Raw genomic sequence first — 18184 nt, 5'->3', positions numbered from 1 at the left:
GACTAGTCTTTGGTCATCGGTAGCTTTTGTGCTTGACTCATCTGATTAATCATCTGATCCAATCCTTTAACATGGACATTACGCTGCGGGAATGGAATGTCTATTTTTTCATCATCTAAGGCGTATTTGAATTGCTCCAACAAATCACACTGCATGGTCCACCAGTCAGCATTGGTTGTCCAAATATTTAGCGTCAAGTCTACTGAGTTATCACCCAAATTGGTGACACGTACGATAGGTTCAGGGTCAGTAAAGGCCAACGGATTATTTTTTGCCAAATTCAGCATCACGTTTTTGGCAGTTTTGATATCGGCATCATAGCCAATACCGACCGTGATATCGACACGGCGGTTGGGTAGCGCCGTATAGTTCGTCACGGCTGAAGTCGTAATATCACTATTTGGGATAATGATATCGTGATTGTTTATCGTCGTTAGGTGGGTATTGACCAAAGTGATTTCTGTTACAGTTCCTGTGTAGCTGCTGATTTGCACATAATCGCCGCGCACAAAGGGGCGAAACGTCACAATCATGATGCCAGCGGCAAAGTTAGACAACTGATCTTTTAGTGACAGACCAATGGCTACTGCAGCACCGCCCAATATAGCGACGACTGAGGTGGTCTGTACGCCAACCTTACTCAAGGCAGCTAATGCAACCACGACCAGTAACACCCCGTAGATTAGACGACCTAAAAAGTTCGCAACGGTATCATCTAAGCGACTACGCAACATCATTTTATGAGCAACGGTGACTGCCTTTTTGGCAAGCCAGCGACCTACGACGAATATTAATATCGCTAGCGCAACTTTAATGACCAAGCTTAATGCGTTACTGGTTAAGTTGGCAACATCTATTGTAAAACCTAAAAATTCCATACTGACTCTTTATTTTATAGCGGTGTGTGGTGTTCGTTTGTTATAAACATTGGTATCTTATCTGTTTGCAGCGTAGCTAACGCTCATCATCTATATATTGAATTCGCCCTAATAAGTAACATCCACTTTATCGCTGTAACGATAGGTACGTATCAAACGCAGCTCAACAATATCTTCCATGTCTTTGGTAAATTTACCAAAGGGCGCTGCTTGGCGTACCGATTGCTTTGCTGCTTCATCTAATAATGTGGAGTTGGAGCTTTCAAGCAGACGTATGGCTTTGATATTACCATCACTACTAATGATGACCATAAGGCGCACTTCGCCCGTGATACCTTGTGCCCGTGCCTGCATGGGATAATGCAAATTCCCAATGCGTTCGACATGCTCACGGAAAGTATTAATATAATCAGCCGCGGCACCACGCGTCGTCGAGTTGCTATCGACCGTCACTACTTTTGATTTGGTTGCATAAACTTGCTGACGTTGAGACAGCTGTGTCTCTAAAGTAGCAATTTGTTTGCGCAGACGCTCTTCTTGCGCCATCATATCATCTTGTGCTTGCTTGCTATCATTATCAGACTCCACGCTCGCTTGACGCCAGCTTAAGGTGGTACGCAGATAGCTTTCTTGATAATGCTGCTGGCGGACTTGACGCTGCAGGCTAATCACATCTTGCGTCTCACTTATTTGCTCAGCAGACAATGGGCTGATTTGGTCGTTCTCTTGTCTTAATTGCTCCTCCACTGTGCCGCCACCTTCTTGGGAGGCATTAGCAATAAAGTGGGCGTCTTCATTTGGCTGCATATTGTCAGTTAGCGCTTTTGCCACATCTTGCATCATTGCCGCAGGATCTTTGCCCATCGAAAAGCCAATACCAAAAATAATAATGGCGTGTACGGCCACAGCGATAACGATGGCCACTGGTAAACTAACATCACGCTTAGGTGCTTGCGCGGAAAAATGATAGCTTTGTGAATCTTTGATATAGGCCACAATGGGTCTCAGCTTATGAATATGAGCTTATAAATACAAGACAGCAAGTAATAAGCGTTATGATAATGGGCAGGATTTATGCTGGCGCTATCATAACATGACATAGAATTCTGTCGCTAGCACAACCGTTGCCGACTTATTTTAATCCGCTCACACATTACTTATCTCCTTTGGTCAATTTATTGACGAGCGTAACCAGCAAAAATGATATAACACCAATACGGTTATGTCATCGCTAGACCGCATTTTGAACATATAAGCATTGCCAATTAAATGATTTGCGACAAAACCCATGTGTCCATTTTGAAGCCATCATATTTGTTATATACTGTTTTATAATTTTTGTGTCATTAGGGCGGGTTAAACAGGCGTAAATAGACAGGGCTGATTTAGCAAAAACGCATACAATGACCACTAGCCAGCTTTCATTAAAGAACAGTCTGTCTGTCATTTTTTAATCAGTCGCTCTTTATGCCATTGAGTCAGCTACCTCCCCTATAATTATAAGGATAATAAGTTTGAGTGATTTTGATAACAGGGATAATTCAGACAATTTTGATGAATTTTTTGAAAATATGGGCTATCGTTTCGACGAATCATTTAGCGATGGTTGGGAGCGCCTTACCCAATCAATCAAACAGATATATCATAGAACGACTGATAAATTCGAAGATGAGTTGTCGCTGCCAGTGGCACAGATTTATGTCAATGATGCGCTGCAGAAGTTCGTCACTGATAATGTAAAAGCCATCTTAGAGCTACGTGTTGAGATGCATGATGACTGGTTCCGCTTATACTGTACGGTCGATGCTGGTGGCATTTATGCAGAGGTGGCGAGTAATTTTAGTTTGATTCATGTACAGCTCGATCGTAACGTCCAGCGATTTGTCTTTGGTCAACAGACTTATACTGATGTGCTAAATCTACGTTGTGAGTCGTTTATTAAGCGCCAAGGTATCAAACTGTTTATTTGGTTTTATCACACTATTCTAAAAAAAGACCCATTAGGCTTTATTCTCTCTTATATCAATATCGCCCGTGCAAAAGACGAGGTTATCTACCTTGATATCAATCGTTGGTTAAAAAAGAACAAAAAAATCATGAGCACTTTGCATAAAGTTCAAGTCAACTATGGCGAGCTTGAAGAAGAGCAAATGATTTTGAAAACTCAAATCAATTATCGTGATTTATTGGCTGCCAGCAGTAACGAAGATATTATCGGCGATGATGATGAGCCTGAGCTGATGCAAGGCCCTATTAACCCAATAGATGATGCGACCGAGCCGAGTCAGGTATAAACCCCTCAGTATACAAATGACGTTTTTTAGTTAGCAAAAAAGCGCTGACACTTAGAGACTATTGTTGTCTTTTAGCGTCAGCGCTTTTTTATCAAGCAAATTTTCAATGGCTTCTAAAGCGTGCCGTCATCAATCATGCAACTACCAGTAATTTTCTACCGCAATATTGCCCTCGCCGCGACGATTCATCACCAAACCTAAAGTCTTGAGCGCTTCTTTGGTGTCTTCCACCATGTCTGGATTGCCACATAACATGACGTGCGTGCTATCAATATCTAAGGCAATCCCTGCGCGCTCTTGTAGCGTGCCATCCAGCAGCAGCTTGGGCAAACGCTCTGTCATTGCGCCTTCGACAGGTTCACGGGTAACGATGGGAATAAAGATTAGTTTTGCAGGATTGTCAACCAGAGAACCAAAGTCTTCTTGCAAGCTTTCAATCTTGTCGATATAGGCAAGCTCTTCTATCGAGCGCGCACTATAAGCCAAGATGATGTGCTCGTAATCTTCCCACGTCTGCAAATCTTGTAACATTGACAAAAATGGTGCCAAGCCCGTTCCAGTCGCGAGCAGCCATAAATCTTTTGGTAAAGGCTTTTGATAACGTGCTAACGTCAAAAAACCAAACGGCATAGTATTAAGCAGCAGCTCATCGCCCACTTCTAAATGCTGCAACTGCGACGTAAATGCACCATCGGGGATGACAATAGAGAAAAATTCTAATACTTCATCAAAAGGTGAAGAGACGATGGAATAAGCCCGAAAGATGTCTTCATTCAATGCAGCATCAGGTACATCGTTAACGGTGTCGCCTTGTTGCTGCTGGTAATATTTTAATTGACTGGGATTGACGCCCAAACGCACAAATTGACCCGCAGTAAACTTAAAGCTATCAGGACGGCTGACAGTGAAGCTAAATAGGTTTGGCGTCCACGTAGTCTTACTAAGCACGGTTACTGTCTGAATATTATCACTCATAAGAATTATCGACTCACTTTTTAGTAATCATTATTTTTATCAAGACTTTGAACGACACAAAATAAAAGATGCGCCAAGCTTATCATAAAGCTGGCGCATCTTGGGTTTCTGACCGTAATAACAGATAAGCAGCGGTATCAGCATACCCCTACTTACCCTTTTGCTATTTACCAAATACGTGCCAGACTTGCCCATTCAATCATGCTGTTTGGCAAGATACCAAAGAAGATAATCATCGCGGTCACCGCAATAACCATGATCCCGCCAGTACGCATCGCCCATTGGCTAGAAACGTCAAACTCAATGAACTGTTTCGGACGTTTAAAGAGGGTGAGCATCACACGTAAATAATAGAATAAGCCGATCGCACTACCCAAGATGATCATCGCTGCCAAGAACCAATTAGTTCCTTGTACCGCTGCCAATATCGCAAATAGCTTGGTAATAAAGCCAGCCGTCAAAGGAATACCCGCCAATGACAACATCATAATAGTCATAACCGCAGTCAATACGGGACGACGCCAGAATAGACCTTGATAATGGGTTAGCTCATCAGCTTCACCAGACAAGCGATAAGGGCTCGACATCAAGGTTACGACGCCAAAGGCACCGATAGAGGTCAAGGCATAAACCGCCATATACATACTAGAGATACTATCCGCTGCCGCGCCGATACTGACGATGACAATCAACACGTAACCCATATGAGCAATGGATGAATAACCCAATAGGCGTTTTAGGCTGGTTTGACGTACTGCCAATAAGTTACCGACTAAGATAGATAGAGTTGCCATGACCATGAGCAGCATCTGTACCGAGGGTAAGGCCAATAAAGACGTATCGATTAAGAAACGAACCGCTAAGCCCATCATAGCTACTTTTGATACCGATGCTAAAAAGGTAGCAATTGGTGCTGGAGCGCCTTCGTAAACATCTGGTGTCCACATATGAAACGGCGCAGCAGAGAGTTTGAAGGCGATACCGAACATCATCATCGCCGCACCAAGTATCAGAAGTGGCGACTCAAAAACATCACCCAATACCATACTGATTGGCTTAAAGGCGAGCGAGCCTACTTCGGCATAGATAAATGCCATACCCATGAGCAATGTCGCCGATGCCGTCGCTGACAGCACCAAGTATTTCAGCCCAGACTCTAGCGAGCGGTTGCGCATATAGGTATATGACAGCATACCGTATAGCGGTATAGACAGCATCTCTAAGCTCATAAAGAATGACGCTAAATGCTGAGCACTGACCATCAGTAAAGCACCAATCGTCGATAGCAACATGAGCAAATACAGCTCTTCTTTATTATCCTTGAGATTTGCCAAATACGCATAAGAGAGCGTACAACAAGCCAATGCACAGATAAAAATAATCACCATATTAAACTGAGCAAAGTTATCAATAACGAATAACTGCTCAGCGTTTGGTATGAGAGTACCGCTATTCACAATCCCTGTCATTTGCCCAATGAGGGTAAACAGACCAATATTTAAGCCGACGACCGTCATCGTACCAGTCACCATATGTGAGCGTTTAATTGCGATGGCAATCATGACCACCAATACCGTAATAACGACGGCAATGATTGGCGCATAAGGCAATAACCCCATCAAATCATTCATCGTAATATCATTCATGACTTAACGTGCCTCCATTGCATCAAGCAGTTGCGACGCATCTACTTGTGTGACTTGACTGTATATATAAGCGTTATTGATCCACTGCATCGCATGACTTGAGGTATCAAGGAACGGCTGTGGATATAGACCAAGCCATACCAAGCCTGCAGCGAGCATCAATAACAATGACAACTCACGCTTACCCAAATCTTTTAATGGACGCGTAGGCAAACCATGTGCTTTGGTTTCTTGCATGGCGACTGCTTCGATGTTGTTTTTGCCAAATAATGCACGGTGAATCAAAATAAGCGAGTATAGCCCTGCTAGTACCAGACTGAATGTTGCAAAGACCACAAATACTGGATACTGAGCAAAAGCACCAAATAAAATCATGAACTCGCCAATGAAGTTACCTGTCCCCGGAATACCGAGCAATGCCGCACAGAAGAACATCAGTATCGGTGCGTAGTAACGGAACTGACCCCACATACCACCCATCAAGGTTAGATCGCGCGTATGTAGACGCTCATATAACTGTCCTGCCATGATGAATAGCGCTGCTGAGCTTAAGCCATGCGCTAACATCTGAATCATCAGACCTTGCAAGCTGAGTAAGGTTCCAGCATAAATTGCCAATACGACAAAGCCCATGTGCGAGATACTGGTATAAGCGAGCAAACGCTTCATATCGGTCTGCATAAAGGCGAGCCATGCACCATAGAAGATACCAATCGTACCCAAGGTCATCGCAATCGGCGCAAAATCTTGTGATGCTGCTGGAAATAATGGCAAGACGAAGCGAATCAAACCATAAGCAGCCGTCTTAATGAGCACCCCTGCCAAATCCACCGAACCTGCCGTTGGTGCTTGCGCATGCGCATCTGGCAACCAGCCATGGAACGGAATAATCGGCAACTTAACCGCAAAGCCAATAAAGAAGCACAGCATGATCGGATATTCCCAGCCACCAAGTGACGTACCGAGCAAATCATTATAATTAAAGCTCACCACCCCTTTTTGAGCGTAGCTGATAATGACCAATATCAAAATACCGACCAGCATAATAAGCCCAGACGCTTGGGTATAAATAAAGAACTTAGTCGCTGCGTATTCCTTGGTTTTGCCAACCACATCATGACCCCAAATAGCGATCAAGAAGTAGATAGGAACCAGCATCATCTCCCAAAAGAAGAAGAACAAGAACAGATCAATGGCTAAGAACACACCAATGACGCCGCCCAAACTCCACAAAAGGTTGAGATGGAAAAAGCCGACTCGACGCTGAATCTCATTCCACGAACAAGCTACTGCGGCAATACCGAGCAATCCTGTCAACGCCACCATCATCAGTGACAAGCCATCCATCGCTAAATGGAAGCTAATACCAAAGCTCGGTATCCATGGCACACTAAATTCAGCGACCCAAGGCACAGCAGCGTCTGGCGCAATCACTTGCTTACTCATGCCACTAAAGTCGCCGTATTGCCACATCACTAGCGACAATACAAAGGTCAACGTCATACCGATTAGAGCAATCCAGCGCGGCAGACGTTTATTAAAGCGCTCGACCAACCAACATAGCAATCCCGCAATAAAGGGAATTGCAATTAATGCTGGTAGCATCCACGTTTGTTGTAACTCAATCATCTTATACCACCGTCATCATTACCAGCACTAGTAATACAGCCATGCCCAAGCCAAAGCTTGCAGCGTAACCTCGAAGTGACCCAGTTTGCGTCGCAGACAATACCTTATTACCAGCAGATGCCAGCTTAGGCAAGACGAGCCACGCTTTATCGATAGGGTCGGCTTTAAATAAGCGGCCGATGAACAAAAAGGGTTTTACAAAAATTACATCGTATAGCGCATCAAAACCTAGACCATGATAACACCAGTGATATAGCGCCCCACCAACACGTGAGCGCTTAAAGCGGGTGAGCATGCGACCTTTATCCACCACATATAATAGCGCCGCTATTATTAGACCAGCCAGCATCGCACCCATGGCGATAAACTCAGCCGTATGCTTACCATGCGCTTGACCAGCGACTTCCAATAAATGCCCAACACTCTCTGGCAAGACGCCTTGTAATGGCGGAGTGATAAATGCACCCACTGCCGTTGATAATACGAGCAACACACTAAGTGGCAGCCAATACGACACACCAGATAACTTATGCGCGTGCGTTTTCTCTTCACCAAAGAAGATAATCCAAATCATACGGAAAGTATAAAGTGCGGTTAAAAATGCGCCGAATACGCCCATATAGAATAAAACCATGTGACCGGTTGCATAACTTTCCCAAAGAATCGCTTCTTTAGAATAAAAGCCAACGGTAACCCAAGGTATCGCTGCCAATGCACCGCCACCGACGATATAACACCAGAATACCAACGGTATCTTTTTACGTAGACCGCCCATCTTAAAGATGTTTTGCTCATGGTGTACCGCAAGGATGACTGCACCTGATGATAAGAATAACAGGGCTTTAAAGAAAGCATGAGTCATCAAATGAAAGATTGCGCCTTGCCAAGCACCAACGCCGAGTGCTAAAAACATATAGCCAATTTGGCTCATGGTTGAGTAAGCAAGAATACGTTTGATGTCGGTTTGTGCCAGTGCACAGAATCCAGCAACGACCAACGTCAACGCCCCTACGCCGCCGACCCAATATAATAAAATACCAGGGGTCAGCTCAAACAATGGATGTAGACGAGCGATTAAATAAACACCTGCCGTGACCATCGTTGCCGCGTGAATAAGCGCTGATACTGGCGTCGGACCTGCCATCGCATCAGCCAGCCATGTATGTAATGGCAGTTGGGCTGATTTACCCATCGCGCCGCCAACCAACATCATGGTGGTCAACATCATCGTTGGATTGTTGATATCGAATACTTCTGGTGCACGAGTAATAATTTCTTGAATATTAAGCGTACCGAATTCACGGAATAATAAAAACAGACCGAAGGCTAAGAATACATCACCCACGCGCGTCACCGTAAAGGCTTTCATCGCTGCAAGACCATTGGCGCGGTCATGGTAATAAAAACCAATTAGCAAGTACGAACAGATACCAACGCCTTCCCAGCCAAGATAAAGCAAGAACAAGTTATCTGCTAATACTAGCAATAGCATACTGGCAACGAACAAGTTCATATAGCTGAAGAAGCGGGCAAAGCCAGTGTCGCCTTTCATATACCAAGCGGCAAAGAGATGGATTAAAAAGCCGATCCCAGTGATGACACCCGTCATCGTCAGTGCCAAACCATCAAAGCTCAGACCGAAACTTGGGGCAAAATCTCCGACTTGGAACCATGTCCACAGCGGAATCTCTATGACTGTTCCTGCTGGATTATTGGTTAAAAAAGTATAACTAACGATTAGCGTGCATAGTGCTGATAACAGCATACTACCGACACCGACAATCGCTGCCACCTGCTCTGTTAGCTTATCGCGCATAAAGGCTAAAATCAAAAAGCCAACGAGCGGGAATATAAAGGTTAATGGTAATAAACTCATGACATCATCCTTTCATCTCATTGGCGCTGTCGACATCGAGATGCCCACGCTGATGATAAAACCGCAATAATATTGCCAAACCAATGGCGGCCTCTGCTGCTGCCAAGGTCAAAATAAAGATAAACATAATCTGTCCATCTGGATCAACCCAACGACTACCTGCCACCACAAATGCTAATGCTGTTGCATTCATCATGATCTCAAGGCTCATTAGCATAAATAGGAAGTTACGTCGTACCATGACGCCGCACAGACCAATGGCAAATAAGATACCTGCCAAAATCAGTCCATGGCTCATGGGTATCATGCCCAGTACATTCTGCGCCTCAGCAACTGGCTGTACTAAGCCTGCTACCTCGTGGGCAAACGGCACGTTTGACACATCTTGTGCCACGCTCGCTGCTAGTACCATTAGTCTGACTCCTTGCGCGTGACTTTATTCACACCCAGCTGCGTACCTACATTCATACTTACATAGTCATGCGGGTCAACATCTTTATATTCGTAAGATTCTGCCATTTTCGCCGCGTCAGCATCTATCGGCATGCCGTGATCATCGTAGTGTTTGATACTTGCGACATTAGCATTAGATCCTTGACTACCATTACTGTGGTTTGCATTAACAGTAACCTCATCAGCGATAGACTCTTTACCCAAATGATAAGCGGCGACTAAGGCTGCCAATAGTAGCAATGCAGCCACTTCTATCAACATCACATATTTAGTAAATAGCACCGTACCGACTGCTTTGGCAGATATTGTCGAGCCACCAATCATTGCCGCTTCGTCATGACCCATACCAATCATCGCATACAGCACAACCGCGATAATAATCGTTAACCCTGTCGGTAGCGCCCAAGTGCCCGCATCAAGCCAGCGCTCTTCACGCTCATCATTGCTCATGCCTAAATTAAGCATCATAATAACAAAGACAAATAGCACCATAATGGCGCCGGCATAGACGACAATCTCTAACGCACCAGCAAATGGCGCGCCTAGGACGAAAAATATCCCTGCGATTGCCAGTAATGACACAATCATCGATAAGATAGCATGCACTGGATTGGCCTGAGTCACGACGCGCAGACTGGCAAATATGGCCACTGCTGCAAGCGAATAAAACCCCGCCAGTTCAGGATGGTTCAAAATATTCATCATGGTAGCAAGCTCCTTAGATCAATCGGTGCAGCTTCGTTTTGTGCTGCGCCTTTTGGTTTGTCCGCTACCGCCATACCCGTCACACGATAATAGTTATAATCAGGATATTTACCCGGCCCTGAAATGAGCAAATGCTCTTTTTCGTAGACCAAGTCTTGGCGCTTATATTCACCCAACTCAAAGTCAGGCGTCATTTGAATGGCTGTCGTTGGACACGCCTCTTCACACAAGCCACAAAAAATACAGCGCGAAAAGTTAATTCGAAAAAACTCTGGATACCAACGACCGTCTTCACGTTCCGCTTTTTGTAAGGAGATACACCCTACCGGGCATGCCACCGCACACAAGTTACAAGCCACACAGCGCTCGTCTCCATCAGGGTCACGCGTTAGAACAATACGTCCACGAAAACGCGGCGGCACAGGTACCGGCACCTCAGGATAAAGGATGGTGTCACGCGGTCTGAGCGCATGACTATTGACCATCCACATGCTGCGGACAATGGTAAATAGTCCAATGACGGTCTTTTTTATGGTAGTAAACATGGGATTATTATCCTTATCAGCTTTACCCTAGTTCATCAATGATGGCTAGTGATGGCTACTAGTAATGATTACAACGTTGGGGAAAAGATCAAAATGACCGCAGCAGTAACCAACAGATTAATCAGCGTTACTGGCAGACAAACTTTCCAGCCAAAGTTCATCACTTGATCATAACGCGGACGCATGAGTGAGCCTCGAGCCAAAATAAACATGGTCATAAAGAACAGCGTTTTAATCATGAACCAAAAAGCTGGTGGAATAAATGGAATATCTAAATTAAAAGGTGCAAGCCAACCACCAAAGAATAAGCACGTCATCAAGGCAGAAATCAGTACAACGTTGACATATTCGCCAATAAAGAACATACCGAACTTCATGCCAGAATATTCGACATGATAGCCTTCAGCCAGCTCTTGCTCTGCTTCTGGCTGATCAAATGGATGTCTATGGGTAACGGCAACACCAGCAACGACAAAGGTCAAAAAGCCAAAAAACTGCGGAATGATATACCAGCCGTCGATTTGCGCCTCAACAATGGCGCGCAAGTTAAATGAGCCTGTCAATGCGACTACGCCCATCAGTGATAAGCCCAAGAAGACTTCATAACTGATCGTTTGTGCAGCAGAGCGCAAACCACCCAGTAGCGAGAATTTATTGGCAGACGCCCAACCACCGAACATCACTGCATAAACGGCAATACCTGCCATCGCAAAGAAGAACAGAATACCGATATCCCAGTCAGCAACACCAAGCGTTGGCGAAATAGGAATAATGGCAAATGAGGCCAGTGCAGTGAACATCGCGACCGCAGGTGCCAACGTAAACATAAACTTATCGGTAAAGTTTGGCGTCCAATCTTCTTTAAAGAAGATTTTGAGCATATCCGCGACTAGCTGCAACGAACCAAAGGGTCCGACGCGGTTTGGACCGTAACGATCCTGCCATAAAGCTAGCATGCGGCGCTCATAGACAATCATCATAGCGGCAACCATAACCACGACCAAGAAGATGACTAGTGATTGCCCGACCATAAATAAAATGGACCAAGCATCAAAGCTCATGCTACCAGCCAAGAAGCTTGGCACATCAGGGATAATACGGGTAACTTGCATATTACACCTCCTGTGTGGTGGTCGGTGCTGTGTTCATTTGCGCAGCATCGTTATTGTTCATCATATCGTTAGCCATGCTACCCATCATCGTCACTGGTGCATCCACTTTGCGAACCGACGCTGGCATTGATGGATGAATGATACTCACCTGCCCAACTGGGTAACCGATACAGCCTTCTGCTAAATAACCGACAATCTGTACTGGCAAGGTGATTTGTTGCTTATCGATTTCAATCGCTAAGTAATCGCCATTAGCGATGTTCCAGTCCTTAGCATCATCCATCCCGATACGCCATGCAGCAACAGGCAGTTGCTCCGCAACCACTGGGCTACGTGACGCCATCATAGAGCTGGCATAGATATTATGGATAGGCACCAGTTTGGCTTGTCCTTCCTGCATATCCGTTGTCGTCGCAGACATGGCATCTGGTGCAACATATTGACGTGTTTCTAAACGTGCTAGCTGATCGAACATGCGCACACCTGGGTCGCCATTTTTTAGATGACCACCGACCTTGTCTTGGTATTTATTCCACGCTTGTGGTGAGTTCCAACCTGCCGCATTGGCAAAAGGAATCATCGAGCTTGGGGTTTCTTTACCACTATAACCTTCCATTGAGAAAGTCAAACCGGTGTCTAAATCTTTTGGTTGCATCGGCTCATGTACGGATATCGGCGCACGCATGGCGGTACGGCCTGAATAACGACGCGGCTGACGAGCAATTTTAAGACCCGTCATACGGTAATCGGCATCAGGTGCAGCGCCTTTAATCCCAGCAAGCTTAGGGTGCGTTACGATCAATGCATTGATGACGTCATCTAGCTGCGTCCAATCAACATCACGACCTTCGATGCTGCTATGCACTGCATGTAACCAGCGCCAGCCTTCTTTAATACTGCTCATCGGATGATAGTATTCGTTGTCGTAAACTTGGAAGAAGCGCTGTGCACGACCTTCAGCCGATATCAGCGTACCGTCTGCTTCTGCAAAACTAGCCGCAGGTAATACAATATCGACATCTTTGTGCCAATCAAGTAGCTGATGATCCAGTGCAATGACAGTTTTATCAGATAATAGCTGCGTCAATTTATTGGCATCGATGGCATCAGTCAGCTGATTTTCAGCGACGATGACCACATCAAAATCAGTCGCCAGTAATTCTTCGACTGATTGACCGCCAAGCATGCAAACACCCATGCTATTGGCATCGGTAACTGTTAAGTAGATACCTGCTTGTGCCTGATATTTACTGTTTACTTCTTTCAGCTCAAGTTTTTTAGCAGGAGCGCGTTCTACATTGTCTTGCGTTTCTGTATCAACACCGGTTTCAGGTTTGTTTGGTTTAGCGGATAGCTCTTTATCTTCTATTTGCGCTTGCTCATCACGGACTTGAGCATTATACGTGTCCACTTGCTGCTGTTCAGTCGCTTTAATGGCTGAGCGTTTTTGGGTCAATGCTTGAGTAATCTGCGCCGCTGCTTCAATCAAAGCCGTAGAGGATAAACTGCTACCCGAGATAACCAATGGCTTATCCGCTTGAATCAAGTCATAAGCGATTTGCTTCGCTAATGCTTGCATACCGTCAGTCTCAGTACTGGCATTAGTACTAGTAGCAGTATCGACATCTTGATCAGCCGCTTGTGGGTCTGTTATTTCTGCTAAATCATCAGCGAAGTTAGCAATCTCATCAGCGACTTTAAAGCCAAGCTTAGTGATGTCTTCAGGCGTTGCTACCACACTGACTTTACTGATGTCTTCTAGCTTAGTTTGCACCACGTCGATGACATAAACTGGGCTTAACGCATCTTGAGCAATACGTTTAACCGGTTCTGCAAGCCAAGACTGCGTTTGCAATGCCGCTGCCATTTTCAGGCCTTCATTTTTTGCCGCTTGGCGTACTGACAGCGCGACACGTGATGAGGTTTGAGTGATATCTTCACCCAATACCAATACCGCATCATAGCTTTCGATATCAGTCATGCTTGGGTTATAAATGCCATCAGTACTCAATACTTCGATGCATTTATTAACCAATGCTTGCTGCTGATGATTGAGACCTGTTGAAAACTTATCAAAGCCAACCAGATTTTTTAGTGCAAAGTTGGTTTCTAAACTGGCACGAGGTGAGCCAATACCAATGACTTTTTTGTCTTTGAGTCGTTTGATGGTTTCATCAAGTGCATAGTCAATATTGATTTTGACATGCTTATCGTTGATACGCTCAAGCGCTTGGGTTGGACGATCGTCACGATTGACATAGCCGTAACCAAAGCGACCACGGTCACATAAGAAATAGCGGTTCACTTCACCGTTGTAGCGGTTTTCGATACGGCGCAATTCACCATAACGCTCACCCGGTGAGATATTACAACCTGCTGAGCAACCATGGCAAATGCTTGGTGCATACTGCATGTCCCACTTACGGTTGTAGCGCTCTGAATGCGTTTTATCGGTAAATACACCCGTTGGGCATACTTCCGTTAAGTTACCTGAGAATTCGCTTTCGAACTGACCATCTTTGTCACGACCAAAGTAAACGCGGTTGTTTGAGCCGTAAACACCCAAATCTTCGCCGCCCGCATAGTCTTTATAAAAACGGACACAGCGATAGCAAGCGATACAGCGGTTCATCTCATGCGCGATGAATGGGCCAAGCTCTTGGTTATGATGGGTGCGTTTGGTAAAGCGATAACGACGACGGCTATGACCTGACATATACGTCATGTCTTGCAGATGGCAATGTCCGCCCTCTTCACAAGTTGGACAGTCATGTGGATGGTTGGTCATCAGTAGCTCAACCATCGACTTGCGGAATGCTTTGGCTTCATCGTCAGTGACAGAGATATACATGTCATCGCCCGGAGCGACCATACATGACATCACAAGACGGCCGCGACCTGCTTCCATGTCTTCTTTATTTTGGAATTGCTTGACCGCGCACTGACGGCACGACCCTACTGAGCCAAGGGCTGGGTGATAACAAAAATACGGCACATCAATGCCGAGTGATAAGCAGGCTTGTAGCAAGTTATCTGCGCTATCTACTTCGACAGTGGTTCCATCAATATGTATGACTGCCATGCCGCTCTCCTTATTTCACTTCTGGCTGTTGATTGGCTGCCGCATCAATGACATCGACACCAACCGCCTGCGCGATTTTTTGATCAAACTCTGGACGGAAATATTTAATCGCACTCATCAGTGGTTCCATCGCACCTGGCGCATGTGCACAGAAAGTTTTACCAATCCATAAGTCACGCGTGAGGCCTTCTAGTTTTTCGACATCGCCGACTTGCCCTTCACCATCATTGATAGCGGTAAGCAATTTGACACCCCAAGGCAGACCGTCACGGCATGGCGTACACCAACCGCAGGATTCGCGTTGGAAGAAAATCTCGAGATTACGAACGAGTGGCACCATATCTTGTGCTTCATCAACGACCATAATTAGCCCAGTACCCATACGGCTACCTGCTTTTTGAATGGTGTCAAAATCCACCACCACATCTAAATGCTCAGTGGTTAAAAAGTCAGTAGAGGCACCGCCCGGTAGCCAAGCTTTGAGGGTTTTACCATCTTGCATACCACCCGCTAAATCTTCAATGATTTCGCGTGCCGTATAACCAAACGGTAACTCCCACAGACCTGGGTCATTGACTAAACCTGAGCAGCCAAACAGTTTGGTACCCGGTGTCTGGCTCTTGCCTTTGATGTTAGATAATGACTGATACCATTCAACACCATGGTTTAGGATGGCTGGCATGTTACACAAGGTTTCAACGTTGTTGACGACGGTTGGACGACCCCATGCACCAGAAATTTGCGGGAAAGGTGGCTTGGTACGTGGATTAGCACGGCGACCTTCTAAGCAATTAATCAATGCGGTTTCTTCACCGCAAATATAACGTCCAGCGCCAGTATGCACATGCAGATTAAAACTAAAATCTGAGCCTAGAATGTTCTTGCCCATGAGATTGTTAGCCAAGCATTCTTCGATGGCAGTGACCAGACGCTGGGCGGCTAAGATATATTCACCACGGATAAAGATATAACCGTCAGTCGCACCAATCGCATGTGCGGTAATCAACATACCTTCAATCAGCTGAAACGGTAGACGCTCCATCAATAGACGATCTTTAAAGGTACCCGGCTCCATTTCATCAGCATTACAGATGAGATAACGAGGTAAACCATCTGGTGGTGACATGAATGTCCACTTCAAACCAGCATTAAAACCTGCACCGCCGCGACCTCTGACGTTGGCAGCTTTGATCATATTCCCGACTTCTTTAGGCGATTGACTCAAAGCTTGCTTTAAGCCATCAAAGCCTTTTAACGACTCATAGGTGGTCAAATCTAGTACGGCATCATGATGTGCTAGACGCCATGTTAACGGTTTGGTTTCGCTAGTCGCTGTGGCTTTATCACCATAAATTGGAATGCTCTGCTCATTGAGCTGGCTAGGTGCTTTGCCTTGACTACGTTGAGCAATCTGCTCTGAAAGCGTTAATCTCATGCGTATAGCTCCAATAATTGCGTGACTTCTTCGGGCTGTACTGGACCATAGGTGTCTTCGTCAATCAACACAGCAGGGCCTTTGTCACAGTTACCTAAGCAGCAAATTGGCAATAGCGTAAAGCGACCATCAGCCGTCGTCTGACCATACTCAATACCCAGCTGCGATCTGATCTCAGCAGACAAGGCTTCATAGCCTGTCAAGAAACAAGCCACTGAATCACAAATAAGGATGACGTGGCGACCGACAGGCTGACGATAAATACGGTTAAAGAAAGTGGCGACTCCGTCCATATCTGACATCGGAATGTCTAGAATATTGGCAATGGCATTCACTTGTGCGTCATCGACCCAGCCGTTGCGCTTTTGCACAATCTTTAGCGCATCGAGCGAAGCAGCACGCGCTTGTGGGTAATGGTGCATAAACTCATGAATAGCCGCAATTTCCTCGCTAGTGAGGATGCTTGCCACATCTACTTTTGGCATTTTGTCGGAAACAATTTTCATAGTCTTCTATCTGTCCTCACTCATCACGCTTTATCAGCTAATAACGACAGTCTTATGAGTGTCGCTACATGGCAAGATATCAGCATTTTGGTGTGCCATTTGGCAATGATATATTGATAAACGTATTTCTTTAATAACGATAATTTTCTGATCAAAGCATTAGACTAAAGTATTAGCGATCACGGTACTAACGATCACAGTCGGCCATTACGATATCAATCGATGCCAAATACATGATGGCATCAGAAACGAGCGAACCATTAATCACCGATGGCATCTGCTGTAAATGTGCAAACGTCGGCGTACGGATACGGGTACGATAGCTCATCGTCGCCTTATCTGAGGTGATGTAATAGCTGTTCAAACCTTTGGTCGCTTCTACAATTGTCGTACACTCGCCCGCTGGCATCACAGGACCCCAAGATACTGAGATAAAGTGATTAATCAAGGTTTCAATATCGTTTAAGGTACGGTCTTTTGGCGGTGGTACAGCGAGTGGATGATCGGCTTTATAAGGGCCTTGTGGCATATTGTCCATACACTGGCGAATGATACGTAACGACTGACGCATCTCTTCGACCTTGACCATACAGCGATCATAAGCGTCACCGTTGTAACCCACTGGCACTTCAAAATCGTAATTCTCATAGCCCATGTATGGACGCGCTTTACGCAGATCAAAATCAACGCCTGTCGCTCGCAGACCAGCGCCCGTCACGCCCCAAGCAAGTGCTTGCTTGGCATTATACTGAGCAACCCCTTGGGTACGGCCTTTGAGCACGCTGTTTTGTAATGCTGCTTTGACATATTCGTCCAAGCGTTTTGGCATCCAATCTAGGAACTCACGAACCAAACGCTGCCANNCACGCCCCAAGCAAGTGCTTGCTTAGCATTATACTGCGCAACACCTTGGGTACGACCTTTGAGCACGCTATTTTGCAATGCCGCTTTGACATATTCGTCCAAGCGTTTTGGCATCCAATCCAAGAATTCGCGAACCAGACGCTGCCAGCCACGTGGCAGATCAGCAGCCGTACCGCCGATACGG

At 45.5% G+C, this 18184-nt stretch carries 15 protein-coding genes and 1 pseudogene; 1 reads left to right on the top strand and 15 read right to left on the bottom strand.

Going from position 1 to position 18184, the window contains the following annotated elements; translation table 11 throughout:
* Window positions 1-2 precede the first annotated feature (2 nt).
* On the bottom strand, window positions 3-878 hold the full coding sequence (locus B2575_RS00445; RefSeq protein WP_045451667.1) for a mechanosensitive ion channel family protein: 876 nt from the start codon (window positions 876-878) through the stop codon (window positions 3-5).
* Window positions 879-986: 108 nt separating this feature from the next.
* On the bottom strand, window positions 987-1874 hold the full coding sequence (locus tag B2575_RS00440) for an energy transducer TonB (protein WP_060490580.1): 888 nt from the start codon (window positions 1872-1874) through the stop codon (window positions 987-989).
* Between the two features lie 518 nt (window positions 1875-2392).
* Between B2575_RS00440 and B2575_RS00435 the strand changes: the two genes are divergently transcribed.
* Window positions 2393-3172: a hypothetical protein gene (locus B2575_RS00435; RefSeq protein ID WP_045451664.1), complete on the top strand. Its 780-nt coding sequence runs from the start codon at window positions 2393-2395 to the stop codon at window positions 3170-3172.
* Between the two features lie 141 nt (window positions 3173-3313).
* Here the strand turns inward: B2575_RS00435 and B2575_RS00430 are convergent, their stop codons facing one another.
* From B2575_RS00430 to B2575_RS00370, 13 genes and pseudogenes are all read right to left on the bottom strand, one after another.
* The gene (locus B2575_RS00430; RefSeq protein ID WP_201553492.1) at window positions 3314-4147 is read right to left on the bottom strand and encodes a ferredoxin--NADP reductase; all 834 of its coding nucleotides are present in this window, start codon (window positions 4145-4147) and stop codon (window positions 3314-3316) included.
* A gap of 167 nt (window positions 4148-4314) precedes the next feature.
* Entirely contained in the window at window positions 4315-5793 is a 1479-nt protein-coding gene (nuoN, locus tag B2575_RS00425; RefSeq protein WP_201553490.1) for an NADH-quinone oxidoreductase subunit NuoN, read from the bottom strand.
* 3 nt (window positions 5794-5796) lie between these two features.
* On the bottom strand, window positions 5797-7422 hold the full coding sequence (nuoM, locus tag B2575_RS00420; protein ID WP_201539525.1) for an NADH-quinone oxidoreductase subunit M: 1626 nt from the start codon (window positions 7420-7422) through the stop codon (window positions 5797-5799).
* 1 nt (window position 7423) lies between these two features.
* Window positions 7424-9298, bottom strand: coding sequence for an NADH-quinone oxidoreductase subunit L (nuoL, locus tag B2575_RS00415; RefSeq protein ID WP_087815852.1), 1875 nt, complete (start codon window positions 9296-9298; stop codon window positions 7424-7426).
* 4 nt (window positions 9299-9302) lie between these two features.
* Window positions 9303-9611, bottom strand: a complete 309-nt coding sequence (nuoK, locus tag B2575_RS00410) for an NADH-quinone oxidoreductase subunit NuoK (protein WP_045445153.1) — start codon at window positions 9609-9611, stop codon at window positions 9303-9305.
* Window positions 9612-9709: 98 nt separating this feature from the next.
* Window positions 9710-10456, bottom strand: a complete 747-nt coding sequence (gene nuoJ / locus B2575_RS00405; RefSeq protein WP_201559964.1) for an NADH-quinone oxidoreductase subunit J — start codon at window positions 10454-10456, stop codon at window positions 9710-9712.
* Window positions 10453-11001: an NADH-quinone oxidoreductase subunit NuoI gene (nuoI, locus tag B2575_RS00400; protein ID WP_045444743.1), complete on the bottom strand. Its 549-nt coding sequence runs from the start codon at window positions 10999-11001 to the stop codon at window positions 10453-10455. Before nuoI ends, nuoJ begins: the two co-directional genes overlap by 4 nt.
* A gap of 68 nt (window positions 11002-11069) precedes the next feature.
* A complete protein-coding gene (gene nuoH / locus B2575_RS00395; protein ID WP_045445151.1) occupies window positions 11070-12062 on the bottom strand; it encodes an NADH-quinone oxidoreductase subunit NuoH in 993 nt (330 codons plus the stop codon).
* A gap of 52 nt (window positions 12063-12114) precedes the next feature.
* Window positions 12115-15195 carry an NADH-quinone oxidoreductase subunit NuoG gene (gene nuoG / locus B2575_RS00390; RefSeq protein ID WP_201553482.1) on the bottom strand — a complete coding sequence of 1027 codons (3081 nt, stop codon included), beginning with the start codon at window positions 15193-15195 and terminating at the stop codon, window positions 12115-12117.
* Window positions 15196-15205: 10 nt separating this feature from the next.
* Window positions 15206-16630, bottom strand: a complete 1425-nt coding sequence (gene nuoF, locus B2575_RS00385; protein WP_201553480.1) for an NADH-quinone oxidoreductase subunit NuoF — start codon at window positions 16628-16630, stop codon at window positions 15206-15208.
* Window positions 16627-17136, bottom strand: a complete 510-nt coding sequence (gene nuoE / locus B2575_RS00380) for an NADH-quinone oxidoreductase subunit NuoE (RefSeq protein ID WP_045444735.1) — start codon at window positions 17134-17136, stop codon at window positions 16627-16629. Before nuoE ends, nuoF begins: the two co-directional genes overlap by 4 nt.
* A 187-nt stretch (window positions 17137-17323) precedes the next feature.
* Window positions 17324-18010, bottom strand: a pseudogene (locus B2575_RS00375) (NADH-quinone oxidoreductase subunit C/D); the annotation flags it as partial.
* Window positions 17971-18123 carry a hypothetical protein gene (locus B2575_RS00370; RefSeq protein ID WP_296239892.1) on the bottom strand — a complete coding sequence of 51 codons (153 nt, stop codon included), beginning with the start codon at window positions 18121-18123 and terminating at the stop codon, window positions 17971-17973. The pseudogene B2575_RS00375 and the gene B2575_RS00370, both read right to left, overlap by 40 nt.
* Window positions 18124-18184: the final 61 nt, after the last annotated feature.

Source organism: Psychrobacter sp. UBA6739 (assembly GCF_002453835.1).
Lineage (GTDB): Bacteria > Pseudomonadota > Gammaproteobacteria > Pseudomonadales > Moraxellaceae > Psychrobacter > Psychrobacter immobilis_A.
Note: the sequence above shows the minus strand (reverse complement) of the source record. Positions and strands in the feature narration are given on the sequence as shown.

Bases quoted from the DNA above. Each gene is read 5' to 3' on its own strand.
- nuoL (WP_087815852.1), bottom strand. From the start codon at position 9,298: ATGAGTTTATTACCATTAACCTTTATATTCCCGCTCGTTGGCTTTTTG.
- nuoE (WP_045444735.1), bottom strand. From the start codon at position 17,136: ATGAAAATTGTTTCCGACAAAATGCCAAAAGTAGATGTGGCAAGCATC.
- nuoJ (WP_201559964.1), bottom strand. From the start codon at position 10,456: ATGATGAATATTTTGAACCATCCTGAACTGGCGGGGTTTTATTCGCTT.
- B2575_RS00430 (WP_201553492.1), bottom strand. From the start codon at position 4,147: ATGAGTGATAATATTCAGACAGTAACCGTGCTTAGTAAGACTACGTGG.
- nuoI (WP_045444743.1), bottom strand. From the start codon at position 11,001: ATGTTTACTACCATAAAAAAGACCGTCATTGGACTATTTACCATTGTC.
- nuoH (WP_045445151.1), bottom strand. From the start codon at position 12,062: ATGAGCTTTGATGCTTGGTCCATTTTATTTATGGTCGGGCAATCACTA.
- nuoM (WP_201539525.1), bottom strand. From the start codon at position 7,422: ATGATTGAGTTACAACAAACGTGGATGCTACCAGCATTAATTGCAATT.
- nuoF (WP_201553480.1), bottom strand. From the start codon at position 16,630: ATGAGATTAACGCTTTCAGAGCAGATTGCTCAACGTAGTCAAGGCAAA.
- nuoN (WP_201553490.1), bottom strand. From the start codon at position 5,793: ATGAATGATATTACGATGAATGATTTGATGGGGTTATTGCCTTATGCG.
- B2575_RS00445 (WP_045451667.1), bottom strand. From the start codon at position 878: ATGGAATTTTTAGGTTTTACAATAGATGTTGCCAACTTAACCAGTAAC.
- nuoG (WP_201553482.1), bottom strand. From the start codon at position 15,195: ATGGCAGTCATACATATTGATGGAACCACTGTCGAAGTAGATAGCGCA.